Annotated in this window: 20 protein-coding genes; 4 read left to right on the top strand and 16 right to left on the bottom strand. The window is 58.6% G+C overall.

Annotated features, from left to right (window positions below):
• Nucleotides 1-211: 211 nt before the first annotated feature.
• Nucleotides 212-1,699, top strand: coding sequence for a membrane-bound lytic murein transglycosylase MltF (mltF, locus tag SANT_RS05565; RefSeq protein WP_025421313.1), 1,488 nt, complete (start codon nt 212-214; stop codon nt 1,697-1,699).
• A gap of 108 nt (nt 1,700-1,807) precedes the next feature.
• On the opposite strand, the gene tadA is transcribed toward mltF, so the two are convergent.
• The 4 genes from tadA to murQ form a co-directional block, all read right to left on the bottom strand.
• Nucleotides 1,808-2,323 (bottom strand): tRNA adenosine(34) deaminase TadA, encoded by a 516-nt coding sequence (tadA, locus tag SANT_RS05560; RefSeq protein WP_025421312.1) that lies wholly within the window; start codon nt 2,321-2,323, stop codon nt 1,808-1,810.
• A gap of 66 nt (nt 2,324-2,389) precedes the next feature.
• Nucleotides 2,390-3,028, bottom strand: a complete 639-nt coding sequence (gene yfhb / locus SANT_RS05555) for a phosphatidylglycerophosphatase C (protein WP_025421311.1) — start codon at nt 3,026-3,028, stop codon at nt 2,390-2,392.
• A gap of 3 nt (nt 3,029-3,031) precedes the next feature.
• A complete protein-coding gene (locus tag SANT_RS05550; RefSeq protein WP_025421310.1) occupies nt 3,032-4,408 on the bottom strand; it encodes a PTS transporter subunit EIIC in 1,377 nt (458 codons plus the stop codon).
• Between the two features lie 153 nt (nt 4,409-4,561).
• Nucleotides 4,562-5,464 (bottom strand): N-acetylmuramic acid 6-phosphate etherase, encoded by a 903-nt coding sequence (gene murQ, locus SANT_RS05545; RefSeq protein WP_025421309.1) that lies wholly within the window; start codon nt 5,462-5,464, stop codon nt 4,562-4,564.
• 143 nt (nt 5,465-5,607) lie between these two features.
• On the opposite strand from murQ, the gene SANT_RS05540 reads away from it, so the two are divergent.
• Nucleotides 5,608-6,456 (top strand): MurR/RpiR family transcriptional regulator, encoded by an 849-nt coding sequence (locus SANT_RS05540; protein ID WP_025421308.1) that lies wholly within the window; start codon nt 5,608-5,610, stop codon nt 6,454-6,456.
• A gap of 6 nt (nt 6,457-6,462) precedes the next feature.
• On the opposite strand, the gene SANT_RS05535 is transcribed toward SANT_RS05540, so the two are convergent.
• Nucleotides 6,463-7,737, bottom strand: a complete 1,275-nt coding sequence (locus SANT_RS05535; protein WP_025421307.1) for an acid phosphatase — start codon at nt 7,735-7,737, stop codon at nt 6,463-6,465.
• Between the two features lie 292 nt (nt 7,738-8,029).
• Here SANT_RS05535 and SANT_RS05530 point away from each other — a divergent pair, with 292 nt between their 5' ends.
• Nucleotides 8,030-8,743, top strand: coding sequence for a helix-turn-helix transcriptional regulator (locus SANT_RS05530; protein ID WP_025421306.1), 714 nt, complete (start codon nt 8,030-8,032; stop codon nt 8,741-8,743).
• 514 nt (nt 8,744-9,257) lie between these two features.
• Entirely contained in the window at nt 9,258-9,518 is a 261-nt protein-coding gene (locus SANT_RS05525) for a YfhL family 4Fe-4S dicluster ferredoxin (protein ID WP_025421305.1), read from the top strand.
• A gap of 24 nt (nt 9,519-9,542) precedes the next feature.
• Here the strand turns inward: SANT_RS05525 and acpS are convergent, their stop codons facing one another.
• The 11 genes from acpS to rpoE all read right to left on the bottom strand — a co-directional run bounded on the left by acpS (nt 9,543) and on the right by rpoE (nt 19,034).
• Entirely contained in the window at nt 9,543-9,923 is a 381-nt protein-coding gene (gene acpS / locus SANT_RS05520; protein ID WP_025246245.1) for a holo-ACP synthase, read from the bottom strand.
• On the bottom strand, nt 9,923-10,654 hold the full coding sequence (gene pdxJ, locus SANT_RS05515; RefSeq protein WP_025421304.1) for a pyridoxine 5'-phosphate synthase: 732 nt from the start codon (nt 10,652-10,654) through the stop codon (nt 9,923-9,925). The genes acpS and pdxJ overlap by 1 nt, the downstream gene beginning before the upstream one ends.
• A 64-nt stretch (nt 10,655-10,718) precedes the next feature.
• Nucleotides 10,719-11,498, bottom strand: a complete 780-nt coding sequence (gene recO / locus SANT_RS05510; RefSeq protein ID WP_025421303.1) for a DNA repair protein RecO — start codon at nt 11,496-11,498, stop codon at nt 10,719-10,721.
• Nucleotides 11,499-11,507: 9 nt separating this feature from the next.
• Nucleotides 11,508-12,413 carry a GTPase Era gene (gene era / locus SANT_RS05505; protein WP_025421302.1) on the bottom strand — a complete coding sequence of 302 codons (906 nt, stop codon included), beginning with the start codon at nt 12,411-12,413 and terminating at the stop codon, nt 11,508-11,510.
• The gene (rnc, locus tag SANT_RS05500) at nt 12,410-13,090 is read right to left on the bottom strand and encodes a ribonuclease III (RefSeq protein ID WP_025421301.1); all 681 of its coding nucleotides are present in this window, start codon (nt 13,088-13,090) and stop codon (nt 12,410-12,412) included. Before rnc ends, era begins: the two co-directional genes overlap by 4 nt.
• Nucleotides 13,091-13,267: 177 nt before the next feature.
• Nucleotides 13,268-14,254: a signal peptidase I gene (lepB, locus tag SANT_RS05495; protein WP_025421300.1), complete on the bottom strand. Its 987-nt coding sequence runs from the start codon at nt 14,252-14,254 to the stop codon at nt 13,268-13,270.
• 15 nt (nt 14,255-14,269) lie between these two features.
• On the bottom strand, nt 14,270-16,069 hold the full coding sequence (lepA, locus tag SANT_RS05490; protein ID WP_025421299.1) for a translation elongation factor 4: 1,800 nt from the start codon (nt 16,067-16,069) through the stop codon (nt 14,270-14,272).
• Between the two features lie 254 nt (nt 16,070-16,323).
• Nucleotides 16,324-16,782: a SoxR-reducing system protein RseC gene (rseC, locus tag SANT_RS05485; protein WP_025421298.1), complete on the bottom strand. Its 459-nt coding sequence runs from the start codon at nt 16,780-16,782 to the stop codon at nt 16,324-16,326.
• Nucleotides 16,779-17,735, bottom strand: a complete 957-nt coding sequence (rseB, locus tag SANT_RS05480) for a sigma-E factor regulatory protein RseB (protein WP_025421297.1) — start codon at nt 17,733-17,735, stop codon at nt 16,779-16,781. Before rseB ends, rseC begins: the two co-directional genes overlap by 4 nt.
• On the bottom strand, nt 17,735-18,430 hold the full coding sequence (gene rseA / locus SANT_RS05475) for an anti-sigma-E factor RseA (protein WP_025421296.1): 696 nt from the start codon (nt 18,428-18,430) through the stop codon (nt 17,735-17,737). Before rseA ends, rseB begins: the two co-directional genes overlap by 1 nt.
• A gap of 28 nt (nt 18,431-18,458) precedes the next feature.
• Complete coding sequence (gene rpoE / locus SANT_RS05470; protein ID WP_025421295.1) at nt 18,459-19,034, bottom strand: RNA polymerase sigma factor RpoE; 576 nt, start codon at nt 19,032-19,034, stop codon at nt 18,459-18,461.
• Between the last annotated feature and the right edge of the window lie 338 nt (nt 19,035-19,372).

Here is a 19,372-nt window from a genome sequence, read left to right as displayed (position 1 = left end):
GCGCGTCATTATAGAGAATCCCGGCTGCGGACGAAACCGTTTGCGCAGTTATTCTTTCATCCTTATTGACCCCCTGAGCACCTGAGCGCATGCATCAATCTTGTTGCACGTTGGCGCTTTGTTGCGCAAAATGCCCTCCTGTTCGGAGAAAAAACCATAATAATACTGCCGTTAACGACAGCGAGGCCTGCCTCCGGCATGAGATAACGCTTTGAAGCGCTTCAAATTAAATTACTTTATTATCGGCCTTATCGCCATTTTGCTCACCTGGGCACTCTGGACTACCGTCCCCTGGCGAAACGCCCATCAGGATAGCCTGGCGGCCATTAAAGCGCGCGGCGAACTTCGTATCAGCACTCTGGACGCGCCGCTGAGCTATTATCGCGTCAATAATCAACCGGCGGGTTTCGATTACGATCTGGCGCAACGCTTCGCCGATTACCTCGGCGTCAAACTGAAGGTGCGCGTTCGCAGCAATCTGAATCAGCTATTTGACGACTTGGATAATGACAACGCCGATCTTCTGGCCGCTAGCTTGATTTACAACACTGAGCGGCTGAACAGATTCACCGTTGGTCCGTCCTACTATTCGGTATCGCAGCAATTGGTGTACCGCCTGGGCCAGCCGCGGCCGAAAAATTTGGGGGATCTCCGGGGGCGACTGGCGGTCGCTTCGGGGTCGGCGCAAATTTCCCAGCTCCGGCAGTTGCAAAAGAAGCAATATCCGCAGTTATCCTGGGAAGTTTCATCGGATTTAAGCAGCCGGTCGCTGCTGGAAAAAGTGGCGGAGGGTAAGCTGGATTATACGCTGGCCGACTCCGCCACCGTCGGGCTGCTGCAGCGAGTGCATCCGCAGCTGGCGGTGGCGTTTGATATTACCGAGGAAGAACCGGTTACCTGGTATCTTCGGCGCAGCGATAGCGAGGGGCTATCGGCCGCGCTGCTGGACTTCTTCAGCCAGTTAAACGACAACGGCATCATGGCGCGGCTGGAGGAAAAGTATCTCGGCCACGTTGGCGGGTTCGATTATGTGGATACCAAAACCTTCCTTAACGCAATTGATGCGATTTTGCCCGCGCTGCAACCGCTGTTTCAACGCTATGCCCGCGATATCGATTGGAAGTTGCTGGCGGCCATTTCCTATCAAGAATCCCATTGGGATCCGCTAGCCACGTCGGCCACCGGGGTACGCGGGCTGATGATGCTTACCCGCCCCACCGCCGACAGTCTGGGAATAGGCGATCGAACCAACGCCGAGCAAAGCGTGCGCGGCGGCGCGCTTTATTTGTCGCGCATGATGCAGCGGGTGCCGGATTCCATCCCGGAAGATGAAAAGATTTGGTTTGCCCTGGCGGCCTATAATATGGGCTATGCCCATATGCTGGATGCGCGCGCCCTGACGGCGAAGCAGCAGGGCAACCCCGACAGTTGGGTCGACGTGAAGCTGCGGCTGCCGATGCTCAGCCAGCCGCGCTATTACAAACAAACGCTGTACGGTTACGCCCGCGGCCAGCAGGCGTATAACTACGTGGAAAATATCCGCCGCTATGAAATCAGTCTGGTGGGGTATTTGCAGGAAAAAGAGAAAAAGGCGGCGCAATTGGCGGCCTGGAACGCCGATCCCGCCAATGCCTACCCGGTGGTCACGCCGGAGGATCTACAGACGCTAACGCCGGCCGGCACGGGTGCCCACCCTTAACACGGCGCTTTCCGTTGTGTCCGGTGTGCGCCCGCGGTGGTGTCAGGCGCGTTCGTCGGGCAGCGGCAAGCCCCAGGCGGGGTGTTCTGTGCTGCGCCCGCGGTGGTGTCAGGAGGGGTCGTCGGGCAGCGGCGGTTGCAGCCCCAGGCGGTGTGCCCTGTGCTGCGCCCGACGATGGCGAAAGAAAGCGCTGAGCTGAGCTGAACACGCCTGCGCCAGCACGCCGCCGGTGAGTATAATTCGGTGGTTCATCCCCGGATGGCCGAGCACATCCAGCAGCGATCCCGCCGCGCCGGTTTTTTCGTCAGGCGCGCCAAAAATCAAACGGCCGATGCGGGCGTGGATCATCGCCCCCGCGCACATCACGCACGGTTCCAGCGTCACGTACATTGCCGCGTTCAGCAACCGGTAATTACCCACCCGCCGCCCCCCCTGGCGCAGCGCCATGATTTCGGCGTGGGCGGTGGGATCATGATGACCGATGGAGCGGTTCCAGCCCTCGCCGATAATCTCGTCGTTCAACACCAACACCGCGCCGACCGGCACTTCGCCCTCGGCTTGCGCGCGCCCCGCCAGCATCAGGGCGTGACGCATCCAAAATTCATCGCTGCAATGCTCGCTCATGACCGCTCCCCCGGCTGACAACCGCGGCGGATTATACCGGCCAGGCCGCGGGTTAGGAAGGGGCGCTCAATCCAGCCGCTTAAGTTGACCGTCATGGGTGACCCGCCAGCGATATTCGCAAAAATAAAGCAGCGGACTGTCGTGAACGCTGTCGCTGTAACCGCTATACAATTTCAACGGGATGCCCAGCTCGCGCTCCAACTGCGCCACTTTTTCATGGCCCAGACAGCGCAGGGTCAGCACCCAGCCGCCGTAGCGCCGATGCATACGGCTGCCGATAAGCCGCACCTGGGGCAAGAAGACCGCATCGTGGTAAACTTTTTCCACCAGCGACTCCGGCGAGCCGGTAATAAGCCACACCTGGGCATCCTGGCTGGCGAGGTAGTCGTCGAGGCGCGCCAATACCCGCGGAAAACGCCGCACGCGCTGACGGAAGACCGCCGCAAACGCCGCCTGTAGCGCCTGCAGCTTGGCCTCGCTGTGGCCGAAGGTAATCGACCAGAGCAGCAGGCTCATCGGCCAGCGGGCCGAGCGGCCCTTTACCAGCAGTCCAAGAGCCACCACCGGCAGAACGGGGATCACCAGCACGATATTCAGCGGCAGATGCGCAAGCAGATAGCGCAGGAAGCAGCCGAACATATCCTGTTGATGCAGCGTGCCGTCCAAATCAAAAAATACGACGCGCTGGGCGGTTGGGTTAATCAAAAGCTACTCCTCTGGATCGTTGAATCCTATCAGCCATGTAAAAATAAATCCCGCCGCGATGGCGGCCGCCCATCCGGCTAAATAGGCGGCGACTTTACCGGTGACGATGGTCAGCGCCAGCGGCAATCCCGACAGACCAAAAGTGATAAGCGTCGCCACTTTAAGATAACTTATCACCGCGCCGCCCACCGCACCGCCGAGGCAGGCGGCAACAAACGGCCGACCAAGAGGTAGCGTAACGCCGAAAATCAGCGGCTCGCCGATACCGAGCAACCCCACCGGCAAGGCGGCCCTGACCACCTTTTTCAGCCGGGCGCTACGGGTTTTCACCAGCACGGCAAAGGACGCGCCCATCTGCCCCACCCCGGCCATGGCCAGGATCGGCAGCAGAGGGTTGACGCCGTGGGATTGAATGAGTTCCACATGCAGCGGCACCATCCCTTGATGCAGGCCGGTCAGCACCAGCGGCAAAAAACTTCCCGCCAGTAAAGCGCCGACCGCCACGCCACCGCGATCAATTGCGACATTCACCCCGTGGGCAATAGCGTCGGATACCGCCCCGCCGAGCGGTTGCAGCACGACTATCGCCAGCGACGCAGTTATCAGTGTAGTCAGAAGCGGATTAACTATCAGCTCTATCGACTCCGGTAAATGGCGCCGCAACGCTTTTTCCACCCAGCACATCAGGGCAACCACCAGCAACACGGCGATCACCCCGCCCCGGCCGGGCTGTAGCGGCTCGTCGAAAAGCCGGATTTGCGCTAAACCGGGGCTGCTCAAAATCGCGGCCATCACCCCGCCCATGGCCTGTGAACCGCCGAACACCCGCGCCGCGTTTACCCCCACCAAAATGTTCATGATGGCGAATACCGCACTGCCAAACAGCGCCAGCAGCCCGAGCACATTAGGATAGGACCGCGCTATATCGCCGCTGACGTCCGCACGCGTAAGCAAATTGATCAGTCCCGTGATAAGACCGGAGGCGATAAACGCCGGGATGAGCGGAATAAACACGTTGGCCAACTGGCGCAAAGCGCCGCTGACGGGCGTCGCATAGCGCGCCTTGACGCGGTCCCGGGTTTGCGCCGCGCCGTGCGCCGAACCGATGACGGGGGACTCGCCCGGCGCACTCGGCAGTAGGCGGCGCATGGCGTCGACGATCTTCGCCGCGGCGCCCGGCCCAGCGATAAGCTGATGCTGCCGGCCCTGCATAATGTAGCCTTTAACGCCCGCCACACGTTTGATGGCGTCGATGTCCACGCGTCGGTCATCAACCACTTCGACCCGCACCCGGGTCATGCAGTTCTCCAGCTTTAGCACATTGTCCGGCCCGCCAAGGCCGGACAGCAGCGCTGCCGCCACGCTGTCGCTCTGATGCATTCTGGGGCTCCCGTGCCGTTAATGATGGCGCACCGCGTTGTGCCGGCGCGCCCCAGGCGTCCGTTAGGCCGACGGGCGGATAGCGGGCGGTTGGGCGTCGCCTTGGCGCTGGTCAAAGACGGCTTTGCCCAATGTGCCGCTCGCCGGCCCGTGTTATGTGCGCTCGTCCGCCAACGCCGCCCGCAAAAAGCCGTCGTGCGCTCTCAGCGCCGCTTGCGCCTCGGCGGCGCTTTTACCGCTTAGCAGCATGAGAATAGCCGGTTTAACGTCATAGTCGGTCTGCGCCAGGGCCGCCTTTGCCCGGTCGGCGTCGACGCCGCAGGCCTCGCAAACAATGCGGCAGGCGCGGTCGCGCAGCTTCACATTGGTGGCCTTTACATCCACCATCAGGTTTTGATAAACCTTGCCCAGTTTCACCATGGCGCCGGTGGAGATCATATTCAGCACCAGTTTCTGCGCGGTGCCGGATTTCATGCGCGTCGAACCGGTCAGCACTTCTGGCCCCACCACCGGTGATATCGCAATATCCGCCGCCTGGGCGATCGGCGAATCCGGATTACAGGAAACCGCGACGGTGGCGCAGCCCAGCGTGCGGGCATAGCGCAATGCGCCCAGCACGTACGGGGTTCGGCCCGACGCCGCGAGCCCCACGACGACATCGGCGGGGGTGAGCTGGAGGTGTCGGAGGTCGCGTTCTCCCAGCGCCATATCGTCCTCCGCCCCCTCCACCGCTTTGAGCAGCGCGCCGGGACCGCCGGCGATGAGGCCGATCACTTTGTCTGGCGGCACGCCGAAGGTCGGCGGGCATTCCGACGCATCCAGCACCCCCAGCCTGCCGCTGGTGCCGGCCCCCAGATAGATAAGCCGCCCGCCGGCCCCGAGCGCCTGCGCCGCCCGATCGATAGCGGCTGCCACCGCCGGCAGCTCGGACGCAATGGCCTCCGGCACCAGCTTGTCCTGTTGATTAAACAGCCTCACCATCTCAAGCGTTGATAAGGTATCCAAAGCCATCGAGTCCGGATGGCGTGTTTCCGATACGAGCGCCCCTAAATTCATACAGTCACCGTTGAATTTTTAATTCAAATAATAAAAACTATTATCGAATAGATAATTCTTGTAGGCGAGGGAAATCTCGCCGCCCGATCCCGGGGAGCCTTCCCCTCGTTCCGCTACGACGGCGTAACGCCGGAGAACAGTGCATGAGCAGTTTATTACGGATACGCCAGTTATACCGATCGCTATCGCGCAATGACCAGAAATTGGCGGATTTTTTACTGCATCATACCGAAGAAGCGCGCCATCTTAGTTCGCAGCGCGTGGCGGAAATGACCGGCGTCAGCCAGTCAAGCGTGGTGAAATTTGCTCAGAAGCTGGGTTATAAAGGGTTTACCGCGCTAAAACTTGCCCTGAGCGAAGCGCTGGTCAATCGCCAGGATCCGCCCTCCATACCGGTACATAACCAAATACTCAGTGATGATCCCATCAAAACCGTAGGCGAAAAGCTGCTGGCGGAAAAAGTGGCCGCCCTGCGCGGCACGCTGGATATCAATAGCGAAGACAAATTGCGCCAGGGCGTGGAGATACTGCAACGCTCGAAGCGAATTATTATTGTCGGCATCGGCGCATCGGGCCTGGTGGCGCGCGATTTCTCTTACAAGCTGATGAAAATCGGCATGGCGGCGGTGGCGGAAAACGACATGCACGTATTGCTGGCGACGGTGCAGGCGCTGGGTCCGGACGATCTGCTGTTCGCTATCTCTTTTAGCGGCACGCGGCGGGAGATCAATCTGGCGGCGCAGGAGGCGCTGCGGGCGGGGGCGCGGGTCATGGCGGTCACCAATTTCGCGCCCAATGAGCTGCAACACTATGCCGATTTGACGCTGTATACCGTCTCAGAGCAGCAGGCCCAGCGTAGCGGGGCCATCTCCTCGAATATCGCGCAACAGGCGTTAACCGACCTACTGTTTATGGGGCTGGTACAACAGGATCTTGAACACGCCCCAGACCGCATCCGCCATAGTGAAGAGCTGGTCAAGAAGCTGGTCTGAGGTTGCCTAGCCGGCATGGGCCCGCAGCACGGCCTCATGCAGATTCAACCGCTGCCAGAAATTTTGCTCCCCCTGGCCGCCCGAGAGCGGATAACCATCGTCAATCATCGTGCGCACCATCAACGCCCGCCGCTGGCTGGCGCTAAGTTCGGGCAGCGGAAACGCCAGCAGCACCTCGGCCCCGGCCGGCACGGTGACCGCCTGAGCGCGGGTCACGCTAGCGCGCGGCAATTGATAGGTCATGGTATAGCGATAAAATGCCGTCATACCGCTCTGGGCATAAGGGTCGCCTTCCTGGCCGGTCTGGGCACATTGGGCAATTGTGGTGCCGCACTCTTTTTCTAACGCGCTGCGCAATTGAAGTTTGGCCTGTTCAAAAAGCCGACGGTACGCCGGGTCGTTGAGATAATGCGCGACATTACGCTCCGCCACCATCCGCGAGCCGATGACGTCCAGCGGGTAATGCACGCCCAGCACCAGGCGGGAATAGCCATATTTTGCGCCGCGATCCACCAATGGGACAAAGCGTTCAGGTATCATTTCCGCCAATAATAACGCATCGGTATACCCGGTGTTGGTATGCCCGCTAGGAAACGCGCCGCCGTCGGCGGTGTAGGGATGGTTATCCTGCACCACGATATCATCCGGTACCGGCAGAATGCGATTACCGGGAGGTAAAAACGGCCGCGGATAATTGAAATGTTTTTTCGCCGCCGAGGTGCTGACTTCGCTGGCTTTAATCAATGCAGCCGCCTTGCCCAACTCGCCCTTATCATAGGCGTTAATAAAAGCGTTCCCCAGCCGAGGGCCAAGGGCGTCCGCCAAAAAATAGAGATAGGGAATGCCTTCCGCATCCACCAATGCCTGCTGGCGCAAGCCACGGGTCGCGTTTTGATTGATGCTCGTCACTCGCGCCAGGCTCTCCTGCTGGAGGGTGGGAGATAGCGAGTTAAACGTCTCGAGTAGCGTGATACCCGCCTGTTGATTGGCGGGATAGGCAAAATCATAGCCGCTCTGACGCAGCCAGGCTTTATCGGCCTGCTGCGGCGTTTGATCGGCGTCATCGAGACTGGCGCGGTCCAGTTTGCCGCCGTTGCCCGCGAGGGCGTGGCGCAGATGTTGCACGATATTCGAGTCCAGCGCCGAAAACGCAGGCTGGCTATTGGCGAGGGTCGTCGCCTCCAAGGTCTGCGGCAGGGGGGCCTGCGCCGGGCGTTGTGCTAACGCGGCGTAAGGCAGTATGAGCGCACACACCAGCGCGGAGATGCGTAACGAAGACATGAGGAATTCCTTCTCAATCAAGGGGAGACGGACAGCTTTTGGCAATGTTAAGCCCGTTATATGACGGTTTTATGTCAGTTCATTATCGCGCCGGGAGGGGAAAGCCGCTGCGAGGATCATCACGCCAGAGGCCGCCGGACAAGGCTTGAACCTCTTTTTATGAGTGAATAGGGTTACCCTTTGAAGTAAGGGAACAGTACTCTTTATCCGTCTTGGCATTTGTGTAACCGTTACTCTTGCCAAGTGTTTCATATTACCGCATCAGGCTAACGATTGCCGAGGAGGCCCCCTCATGGAGCAAAACGACAACGGATTGTCCACAGCGCTTACCCGGGAAACGCTCGACCACCTACCGCTCATAACGTTTATGGAAAAAGCCCCCCTGCCGTGGGCGCTGAAAAGTCACGATTCCCGCTATGTTTATATCAATGAGGCGGCGCAGGACTTTGCCAATATTCCCGCCAATTTTGACTTCGAGGGCCGTCTTGACGGTGAATTCCCCACCCCCTGGGCGGAATTTGCCGCCGATTATCAGGCGCACGACAGAAAAGCGCAGGCCAGTCCTGAGGGCGCGGAAATCATTACCACGTCTTTTTTTACCCGCCGCGCGGTGCTGGAGCCATGGTACTGCGCCAAATTCCCCGTCTATGATTCTCAAGGAGGTGTGTTGGGCACCTTCTGTTACGCCAAAAGGTTCACCTTTCTGTCATTGTGGGATTTTTGCAAACAGTTGAAACCATCGGTTATCAGCCTCACGCCCCCTGACGACACCTTTAACGAAAAAGAGCTGGATATCATTTTCTTCGCCATACAGAAACTTAGCGCAAAGGAAATTGCCGCGGCGTTAACCTTGTCGCACCGGACGGTGGAAAATCGACTCTGTACGATTTACAGCAAAATCGGCATCAATTCCTTGAGCGCCCTGATCGATCACTGCCAGGCCACAGGCCTGAATCACTATATCCCCAGAAAGCGCCTGCGGCAGGGCGTGAATTTCTTCTGGTAACGCCTGGCGGCGCGGCAATGCCGGCTCGCCCGCGCCAGCCCGCCTGAGCGGGGTCTGCCGGTCACCTGTGCTGAAATCTCTACGGCGGTGGGGAGCGCCGAAACGGCCACGCCTTTGTCCTGTCGCCTCGATTAAAACCTAGCGATAAGACAACGGGGTTGAGGTGGCCAAACCGCGCCCTTTCTTCGGTCGGTGACGTGAGGTGTCAAAGCCCACCCTTTTATGTCCATTCAAACTGACCGACGACGGGAGCGACTGACTTGTAACCAAGGCGTAATCATCGCCATCATTGGGCCCGTCCGGTTTATGTGTTACAGTGCGCGGCATTCTCAAACCTTATCGGCCAAGGCGCGGAAGCGGGCTTCATCGCCATGCCTGCGTAAAGAAAACGCTGTCGTGTTGCCCAACGACGCTTATCGGCGTTGACGACGCGCGATTAACTTAGGCCGTCGAGACAGAATAAGACAACGCCACACCTTGAAGTTTTGTATGGTTACCATGGTAATACCCTGAAATGGCTTTACTTATTACTAAACGCTGCATCAATTGCGACATGTGCGAACCGGAGTGCCCGAACCAGGCCATCAGTATGGGCGCGGAGTATTATCAAATCGATGCCGACCGCTGTACGGAGTGTATCGGTCACTATGATCGGCCCACCTGCCAGCAGGTATGCCCTATCGATCACACGATCATTGCCGATCCGCAGCGTGTGGAAAATAGCGATGCGCTGTGGGAAAAGTTTGTGCTGCTGCACCACGCCGATAGGCTTTAGCCCTAGGGCCGCCGCCGCGCGGCGTCAGCGTTCAAAGATGACCGTGGCGCAGGCGTAATGCCGCTCATCGGCCAACGTGACGTACATGCCGGTGACGCCTAATTGGCTGGCCAGCTCCGCCGCCTGGGCAAACAACCGTAACGAAGGTTTACCCAACGCATCATTGCAGACCTCAAACTGCGCAAAAGCCAGCCCGTCACGAATACCGGTGCCAAGCGCCTTCGACGCCGCCTCTTTTACCGCGAAGCGTTTGGCGAGGAAGCGTACCGGCTGATTGTGCTGCTGATATTGCAACCATTCATCGGGGCTGAGGATACGGCGCGCAAGCCGATCGCCGCTGCGGGAAACCACCGCCTCGATACGTCCAATCTCGACGATATCGGTACCAATGCCGACAATCGCCATCAGCCGCGCGCTTCGCGCATCAGGCGTTTCATGTCGCTTACCGCTTCCGCCAGACCGCCAATCACGGCCCGGCTGATAATCGCGTGGCCGATATTCAGCTCGTGCATAGGCGCCAGCGCGGCCACGGGCTTCACATTGTGATAATCAAGACCGTGGCCGGCATTGACCTTGAGGCCCAGCGTCGTGGCGTACTGCGCGCCATGACTGATGCGAGCGAACTCCGCGGCGCGCGATGCTTCATCGGCCGCATCGGCATAGGCGCCGGTATGAATTTCAATGTAGGGCGCGCCCACTTCCGCCGCCGCCGCGATCTGACGCTCATCGGCATCGATAAACAACGAGACCTGGATCCCGGCATCGCTTAGACGGGCCACGGCCTGACGAAGTTTGTCGCGCTGGCCGGCCACATCCAGCCCGCCTTCGGTGGTGACTTCCTGGCGCTTTTCCGGCACCAGACAACAGAAATGCGGCGACAGGGAACAGGCAATAGCCACCATCTCCTCCGTCACCGCCATTTCCAGATTCATTCGGGTCTGAATCGTCTTGCGCAGCAGATGGACATCGCGATCGGTGATATGCCGGCGATCTTCGCGCAGATGCACGGTAATGCCGTCGGCCCCCGCTTGCTCGGCGATAAAAGCCGCTTGAACCGGATCCGGCCAGGCCGTCCCGCGCGCATTGCGTAACGTTGCGATATGATCGATATTCACGCCCAGCAGCAATTCAGACATCCCCTTCCCCTGATTTTGTCGATACTGTGTCGCAGTGTAAACCAGCGCTGTGACGCAGGCCAGTTTATTGCTCACCCGCTTCACCGGCTGGCCCCGACGGACCCGCATCCCGCGCCGCCGCACCGCCTGCGCCGCCCGGACGCCGGTCGAGAAACTGACGAAACAGCTCGCGGCTCTTGAGCGGTTTGCCGCCCAGATAGGGTTTCAGCGCCATACGGGTAAACCGCTTGGCCGCGCGCAGCGTGTCAACGTCGGGAAACTCGCGCGCCGCCAGGGCGCGCAGCTCGCGGCCGGTAAAGCTATAGCGATCCAAGAGTACGCTGGCGATAAAGCCTTTCTCTTCCCGGTAACGATAGGTCATGGCGTCGTCGACCGGCTCGCCGGAGCCGGCGCAATGCAGGAAATCGACGCCGTAACCCAGATGCGTCAGCAATGCCAGTTCAAAACGGCGCAGCGCCGGCTCCGGTGAACCGGTGGCGCCCGCCAGCCATTGCAGACACTGGAGGTAATCGTAAAACAGCGTGGAGTAATCGGTTTCATGGGCGAGTACGCGCGACAGCAGCTCGTTGATATAGAGTCCGCTATACAGCATCAACCCGGTCAGCGGCAGGCCCAGCGAGACGGGTTCGGCGCTGCGCAGGGTCTTTACCTCGCCGCGGCCGCCCCAGCGGGCCAGCAGCGGCGTAAACGGCTGCAGCACGCCTTTAAGCGCGGAGCGGCGCGAACGCGCGCCCTTGGCCAGAATGCGCACCCGTCCTTGATGCTCGGTGAAAAAGTCCAGAAGCAGGCTGGTTTCGCTGTAGGGGCGTGCATGCAGCACGAAAGCGCGTTGCCAACCGTCCATCGGCGCTCCCTAGAGGTCGTCGACATAACCCAGGCTGCGCAGGGCACGTTCATCATCGGCCCAGCCCGATTTGACTTTCACCCACAGCTCCAGATGCACCCGTGTCTCGAACATGGCTTCCATATCTTGCCGAGCTTCAATGCCGATTGTCTTGATTTTACTGCCCTTATTGCCGATGACCATTTTCTTCTGGCCGTCTCGTTCCACCAGAATCAGACCGTGGATATCGTAACCGCCGCGATCGTTGGCCGCGAAGCGCTCAATTTCCACCGTCACGGAATAAGGGAGTTCATCACCCAGAAACCGCATCAGCTTTTCACGGATAATTTCCGACGCCATAAAACGCTGCGAGCGGTCGGTAATATAATCTTCGGGAAAATGATGCTCGGCCTCCGGCAGCGCCTTGCGCACAATACCGGCCAGCGTATCGACGTTCATGCCGTTCTCGGCGCAGATAGGCACAATGTCATGGAAAGACATCTGCTGACTGAGAAACTGCATATGAGGCAGCAGCTTTTCCTTGTCAGCGACGTTATCCACTTTATTGATCGCCAGTACGACCGGGCAGCCAACGTCGCGCAGTTTGTTCACCACCATTTCATCGTCCGGCGTCCAATGAGTGCCTTCCACTACGAAAATCACCAGTTCCACATCGCCGATGGAGCTGCTGGCGGCGCGATTCATCAAACGGTTGATCGCCCGTTTCTCTTCAATGTGCAGCCCAGGGGTATCCACGTAGATAGCCTGATAGGGCCCCTCGGTGTGGATCCCCATAATGCGGTGGCGGGTGGTTTGCGGTTTGCGCGAGGTAATAGAGACCTTCTGCCCTAACAACTGATTCAGCAGCGTGGATTTGCCGACGTTTGGCCGGCCCACAATCGCCACAAACCCACAATAGGTCGTCTGTTCGCTCATTCAAGTTCCAACAGTTTAAGTGCTTGTTCCGCCGCGGCCTGCTCGGCTTTGCGACGGCTTGAGCCATTGCCGACCACCGGCTGCGCCAGCCCGCTGACCTGGCAGTGTATGGTAAATTCCTGATCGTGCGCCTCGCCGCGCACCTGCACCACCAGATAGGTAGGCAGCGGCAAATGGCGTCCCTGAAGGTATTCTTGCAGCCGGGTTTTCGGGTCTTTTTGCTTATCGCCGGGGCTGATTTCATCCAAACGTGTGCGGTACCAGTCGAGGATCAGCTTTTCGACGGTTTGAATATCGCTGTCCAGGAACACGCCGCCAATCAACGCTTCTACCGTGTCGGCCAAAATGGATTCACGACGGAAACCGCCGCTTTTCAGCTCTCCCGGCCCCAGACGTAAACATTCGCCCAGCTCGAACTCCCGCGCCATTTCCGCAAGCGTATTGCCGCGCACCAGCGTGGCACGCATCCGGCTCATATCGCCTTCGTCGACGCGCGGGAAACGCTGATACAGCGCATTGGCGATAACATAACTCAATATCGAATCGCCCAAAAATTCCAGCCGCTCATTGTGTTTGCTATTGGCGCTGCGGTGCGTTAACGCCTGTAACAAAAGATCGTGCTGTTGAAAAGTGTAGCCCAGTTTCTTCTGGAGCCTATTTATTAAGATGGGATTCATGCGTTACCAATAACTCAACCATGCGTAAAAAACCGCAGCTGACGGAACAGGCCTGGGAACGACACGCCTGTCCAAAACTGTTTCGTTTGCAGTGGCTCCCGCGAAGGGAGCCCGCCTTTCCTAACCTGAGAGGTATTCTACATCGGTAAGCGAAATAATGCTTCGCTAAAAAAGGAATTAATGAATGCCGCCAATACGGCTTAAGCGTACGCCGGTCGGCCATTGGCCTTCCTGCTTATCGAAGCTCATCCAGACAGCCGTCGCTTTACCCACCAGATTTCTTTCCGGCACGAATCCCCAATAACGGCTGTCGGCGCTGTTATCACGGTTATCGCCCATCATGAAATACTCGCCCTGCGGCACTACCCACTCCGCCAGTGAACTGCCCGGCTGCTGATAATAAATGCCCAATTGATCTTGCTGTCCCGGCACCGTCAGCACATTGTGCACCACGCCGCCCAACGACTCTTTGCGCTGCGCCAGGCGAATGCCGCCGTCCACCTGCCTATCGGGCGCGACCTGCAGGAAACCGCTACTGGCTTCGCCGTTGCCGGTCGAGTTGAAGGTCTGTACAAAATCGCTTGGGGCGAATTCGCTATAGGTAATGGGCAACGCCGTGGCGCAGTCCTGCCCGCTGACGCAGCCAGGCTGCACCGTCACGCGTTTGTTGACCGGATCATAACTGACTCGGTCGCCCGGCAAACCCACGACCCGTTTAATATAGTCCAGGCTTGGATCGGGCGGGTATTTGAATACCACGACGTCACCGCGTTTGGGATGGCCGGTTTCAATGAGCGTCGTCTGGGTGATCGGGTCTTTAATGCCATAGGCGAATTTTTCCACCAGAATGAAATCTCCGACCAGAAGCGTCGGCATCATCGATCCGGAGGGAATTTGAAACGGCTCGAAAATAAATGAGCGCACCACAAACACCAATAACAATACCGGGAAAATGGACGCGCAGGTCTCGATCCAGCCAGGTTTATGGCTGACCTTCGCGGCGACGTCATTCCCGGCCGGCACCCCGACGGCGTCAGCGCGTTGCTGGCCGGGTTGCTGCGCCAGCCGGCGGCGCGCAGGCGCCAGTTTGAAACGTTCCAGGCACCAGAGGATCCCGGTGATAAGCGTCGCGATTGCCAGAATCAGGGCAAACATATTGGCCATGCCATCTCCTCAAACTTATTTGCTGTCTTTACCCACGTGCAGAATCGCCAGGAACGCTTCCTGCGGTAGCTCAACGTTACCCACCTGCTTCATGCGCTTTTTACCTTCTTTCTGCTTTTGCAGCAGCTTTTTCTTACGGCTGACGTCGCCGCCATAGCACTTCGCCAGTACGTTCTTGCGCAACTGCTTGACGGTGGAACGGGCGATGATATGGTTGCCGATGGCCGCCTGAATAGCGATATCAAATTGCTGACGCGGGATCAGTTCCTGAAGTTTATCGACAAACTCGCGGCCGCGATACGGCGCGTTATCGCGATGGGTAATCAACGCCAGCGCATCGACCCGCTCGCCGTTAATCAACACATCCACCCGCACCATGTCCGAATTTTGAAAACGCTTAAACCCATAATCCAGCGAGGCATAGCCGCGCGAGGTGGATTTCAGCCGATCAAAGAAATCCAGCACCACTTCGGCCATGGGAATGTCATAGGTCAGCGCTACCTGATTGCCGTGATAGACCATATTGGTCTGCACGCCGCGTTTTTCGATACACAGCGTGATGACATTACCCAAATAAGCCTGCGGTAGCAGCATATGGCATTCGGCGACCGGCTCGCGCAGCTCGGCGATATTATTCAGCGGCGGCAGCTTGGACGGGCTGTCTACATATACCGTGTTGTTGTCGGTGGTCAGCACCTCATAAATAACCGTTGGGGCGGTCGTTATCAGATCGAGATCATATTCCCGTTCCAGCCGTTCCTGGATGATTTCCATATGCAGCAGACCGAGAAAGCCGCAGCGGAAGCCAAAACCCAATGCGGTAGAGCTTTCGGGTTCATAGAACAGCGAGGCATCATTCAGGCTGAGCTTGCCGAGGGCGTCGCGAAACGCCTCGTAGTCGTCGGAACTCACCGGGAATAGACCGGCATACACCTGCGGCTTCACTTTTTTAAAGCCCGGCAGTACTTTATCCGCCGGCTGGCGCGCAAGCGTAAGCGTATCGCCTACCGGCGCGCCGTGAATATCTTTAATGGCGCAGACCAGCCAACCGACCTCACCACAGGTCAGCACGTCACGATCGATCCGTTTGGGGGTGAAAATACCCAACCGATCCGCGTTGTAAAGTTGACCGGTACTCATTACCTTTATTTTGTCGCCTTTACGCAGCGTGCCGTTCTTGATGCGCACCAGCGATACCACGCCTAAGTAATTATCGAACCAGGAATCGATAATCAGCGCCTGCAGCGGTGCGGCGGGGTCGCCCTCCGGCGGCGGGATATCGCGCACCAGCCGTTCGAGCACATCAGTGACACCGACACCGGTTTTCGCCGAACAGCGCACCGCGTCGGTGGCGTCAATGCCGACGATATCTTCGATCTCCTGCGCGACGCGATCGGGATCGGCGGCGGGCAGGTCGATTTTGTTCAGCACCGGCACCACTTCCAAATCCATTTCCATCGCGGTGTAGCAGTTGGCCAGCGTCTGGGCCTCTACTCCTTGCCCGGCATCCACCACCAGCAGCGCCCCTTCGCACGCCGCCAGGGAACGGGAGACTTCATAGGAAAAATCCACATGCCCCGGGGTATCGATGAAATTCAGCTGATAAATCTGACCGTCAGGCGCCTTATAGTCCAGCGTCACGCTTTGCGCCTTAATGGTGATGCCGCGCTCACGCTCCAGGTCCATGGAGTCCAGCACCTGGGCCGCCATTTCACGCTCGCTCAGGCCGCCGCAGGTCTGAATGAGGCGATCGGATAGCGTCGATTTGCCGTGGTCGATGTGGGCAATAATGGAGAAGTTGCGTATGTTCTTCATCTTAATAAATTTTTCTCTTAAACAGGCGCTCTAGGTCGGTCCGGTGGTCGCCCTGCGGGGAACGTGGCCCCGATGGCCCACAAAATGATGGACGCATCTTACACTGTCTGGGGGAAGCAAGGAAGAATGGCGGGGACATTGCCGGGATCCGCACCTTGATTTGGCGTCGCGGCACAAGGGCGTGGTCAATTTGTAGCCGTGAGGTGCGTATTATGTGACGATACATAACGCGGCTTGCCGAGCGGGTGCCGGCGTCAATCCCGGACATGCAGAGACGAAGGCGGCAGCGCCACCTGCAGAATCACCAGCTGATTATTGTGCGTTTCATGTGTATGACGCGCCAGGTAGCGCGCGCAAAGAAAACCGGCTACGCCGCCCGCCACGCCGCCGCACGCGGCGGCCGGATCGGTACCCACCGTGGCCTGCATGATAGCCGCGCCGCCGATAAGCCCCAGCAGCGGCAGCATGTACACCAGAAATGCGGAGCGCAGCAGACTACCCTCAGTGATGCCGACTTCGACGCGCTGCCCCGGCACCAGCGGCAGCGCGCTGGCCACCTCTAGATGATGCTGCGTTTCGGGCGCGAGTTTATTCAGAATGCGGGTACCGCAGGATTGCTTGGCATGGCAGCCACCGCAGCCCGCGCGCTGTTCGCAGCGCACTTGCGCTACGCCATGCTGCCAAGTCACGACGGTGGCCCATTCTCTCATCATGGCTGAGCCTTGAACACAACGGCGTCGGCGATGCGTTTCGCGGTAGCCGGGGGCAGTTCGCCCACCACGGTAATTTCCCGGCTGCCGCGCTGCTCGGTATGAATGGTGCGCCGCCCGGTGCGAATGAGGCGCTCCCCATTGCCGGTGGTCGCCTGACCGACGTTGACGGAGAAGCTGAACAATCCATCGGTGTACAGCCTGGCCTCAATCGGTTCATTGATGCCCGGCAGCGTGCGCCGGCTGCGGGAGGCCTCGGTCACGCCCGCCGGCAACCAGTTTACGGACCAGTCGAAATCCGCGGTCGTTGACGCCGGCAACGCCAATTGGGGCGGCAAAGTGACCTTCTCCAAACCGGCCATGGTGTTTTCGACCTGCCTATCGGCGTTGAAGGCGATAACGCGGAACTGTTCCAGCGCTTCGCCATCGCGATCCAGCAGATCGACACGCAGCGGCAATTTGGTCGTGGTATCAATCCAAACGATATAGCTAAATCGGGTGCCGTCGCGGGGGACGACCCGCACCACCTCGCACAGGCGATCGGCGATGCGGGCGCGGCCTACGGAAATAAAATCGTAGAAGTGCGCCAAGCGCTCAAAGTTCGCGTAGACAATAGAGGGAAGAGAATCGACGATATGATCGCCAAGCAGGGTAAACGGCTCCAGCCCGGGCTCAAAGTAACTGATTTCACCGTTGCGCTGGACTATCTCGCGGCGTGGACCGTCCATTTGCAGCAGCTGCGCCAGCCGTTGCTTATCGATAACCACATGGCGATAGCGCAGCGAGTCGACGCCCAGCTTGCTAACCAGCACGTATGCATATTCATAGTCCAGCGTCTGGCTGGCCTGACTCATTTGCGCGAGCAACGCCCCGGATGCGGTCGTCTGAGCCGGAGCGTGGATGGAATAGAGCAGGCTGCCCGTCAACAAACACACGGCATACCAAATTTGCTTCATTACTGCGGCTGCATTCCTAATGATTGCGTACCCGGCACCTGTACGGCGGCCTGCTGCGCGTCTTGCTGATCAAACTGCAGCGTATCGGCATGCAGGCGGCGCTGTAGTTCATAATCCTGCAAAATAGCGTTGATGCGCCTGCGCTGTTCCTGCACCTGCATCTGCTGATTGCCGTTATCCACCCCAGCGCTGTTGGCCGACGGGACGCCCAGGCTGACCGGAGACGCCTGGCCCATCATCGGGAGCGTGTTAAACACCGGATTTTCCGGCTGGCTGCTGTCCTGACCGACGCCCTGCTGCGTATTGTAATGCTGCACGCCGACGATGACCGCCAGCGAGACACAGGCCGCGACGCCGATTTGGGTAAGGTGCGACGCGATGCCGAATTGGGCGATGCGCGCCGTAAGCGGGCGGGCTCTACGCCAGAACGGGGACGTCTGCCAGGTTTCCGGCGCCGGCTGCGACTCTTTCACGGCCTGCGGCGCGATCCGCACCGGTTCCTCGGCAATGGCGGCGGCCAGGCGATCGGCAATGTCGAAATGGAGGACTTCGCCCGCGTCACCGCGCATAACGTCACGAATGAGGTGATACCGTTGCCAACTTTGCTGCAACTTAACATCCCTGGACAAATCGTTGAACAGTTCGCTGTCGAACGATTCCCCATCCATCAGAGCGGAAAGCTTTTCATTGTGCATGCCTGGGTACCTTCTCCTGCCGCCGTCGTTAACGCTGAATAAGCGGTTGAATTTTATTGTCAATTGCTTCGCGCGCACGGAATATACGTGAGCGTACCGTTCCTACCGGGCAATCCATGATGGAGGCTATCTCTTCATAGCTCAGGCCATCCAGCTCCCGCAACGTAATCGCCATACGCAAGTCTTCGGGCAACACCTCGATAGTGCGAAACACTATCTGTCGCAACTCCTCAGACAACATTAAATTCTCAGGGTTCGATATTTCTTTTAATGCGCCCGCACTTTCGTAATTTTCCGCATCGCTGGCGTCCACATCGCTTGAGGGCGGACGCCGTCCCTGAGCCACTAGGTAATTCTTCGCCGTATTGACGGCGATACGGTATAGCCAGGTATAGAAAGCGCTGTCGCCGCGAAACGACGCCAGGGCACGGTACGCTTTAATGAACGACTCCTGCACCACGTCCGGCACATCCCCTTGCGGGACGTAGCGCGACACGAGGCTCGCCACTTTATGCTGGTAGCGAACGACCAGTAAATTGAACGCTTTCTGGTCGCCTTTCTGGACCCGTTCAACCAGCACCTGATCCGTTAACTGCTCGCTCATCCGAGGTAATGTCTCCTCAAATTTTTCTCCACGCGCAAAAAAAGAGTACCGCCAGCTTCTGAACCAATATTACGAGCAAGCTGGCGATTGGAGTTAATGATAATCATAAAGTTCCGCCACGCCTGGTGTTTTTCTTAAAATAAAGGGCGCGGCCACAATAACGCCAGGGCCGCCGGCCGGGCTGAGCACCAGACTACCATAAATAGGATGGCCGGTACCCGGATTCTCGCGGAGCCAAAGCACCACGCGAAACAGCTGCAATAAATAGCGCAGGGTAACGTGAATTCGCCATGCTGTCAGTAAACATGCGTAAATAAAACCGCGTCAAAAAGCGGCGA

Origin of the sequence: Sodalis praecaptivus, from assembly GCF_000517425.1 — a bacterium.
Lineage (GTDB): Bacteria > Pseudomonadota > Gammaproteobacteria > Enterobacterales > Enterobacteriaceae > Sodalis_A > Sodalis_A praecaptivus.
This window is presented reverse-complemented; position numbering and strand designations above follow the sequence as displayed.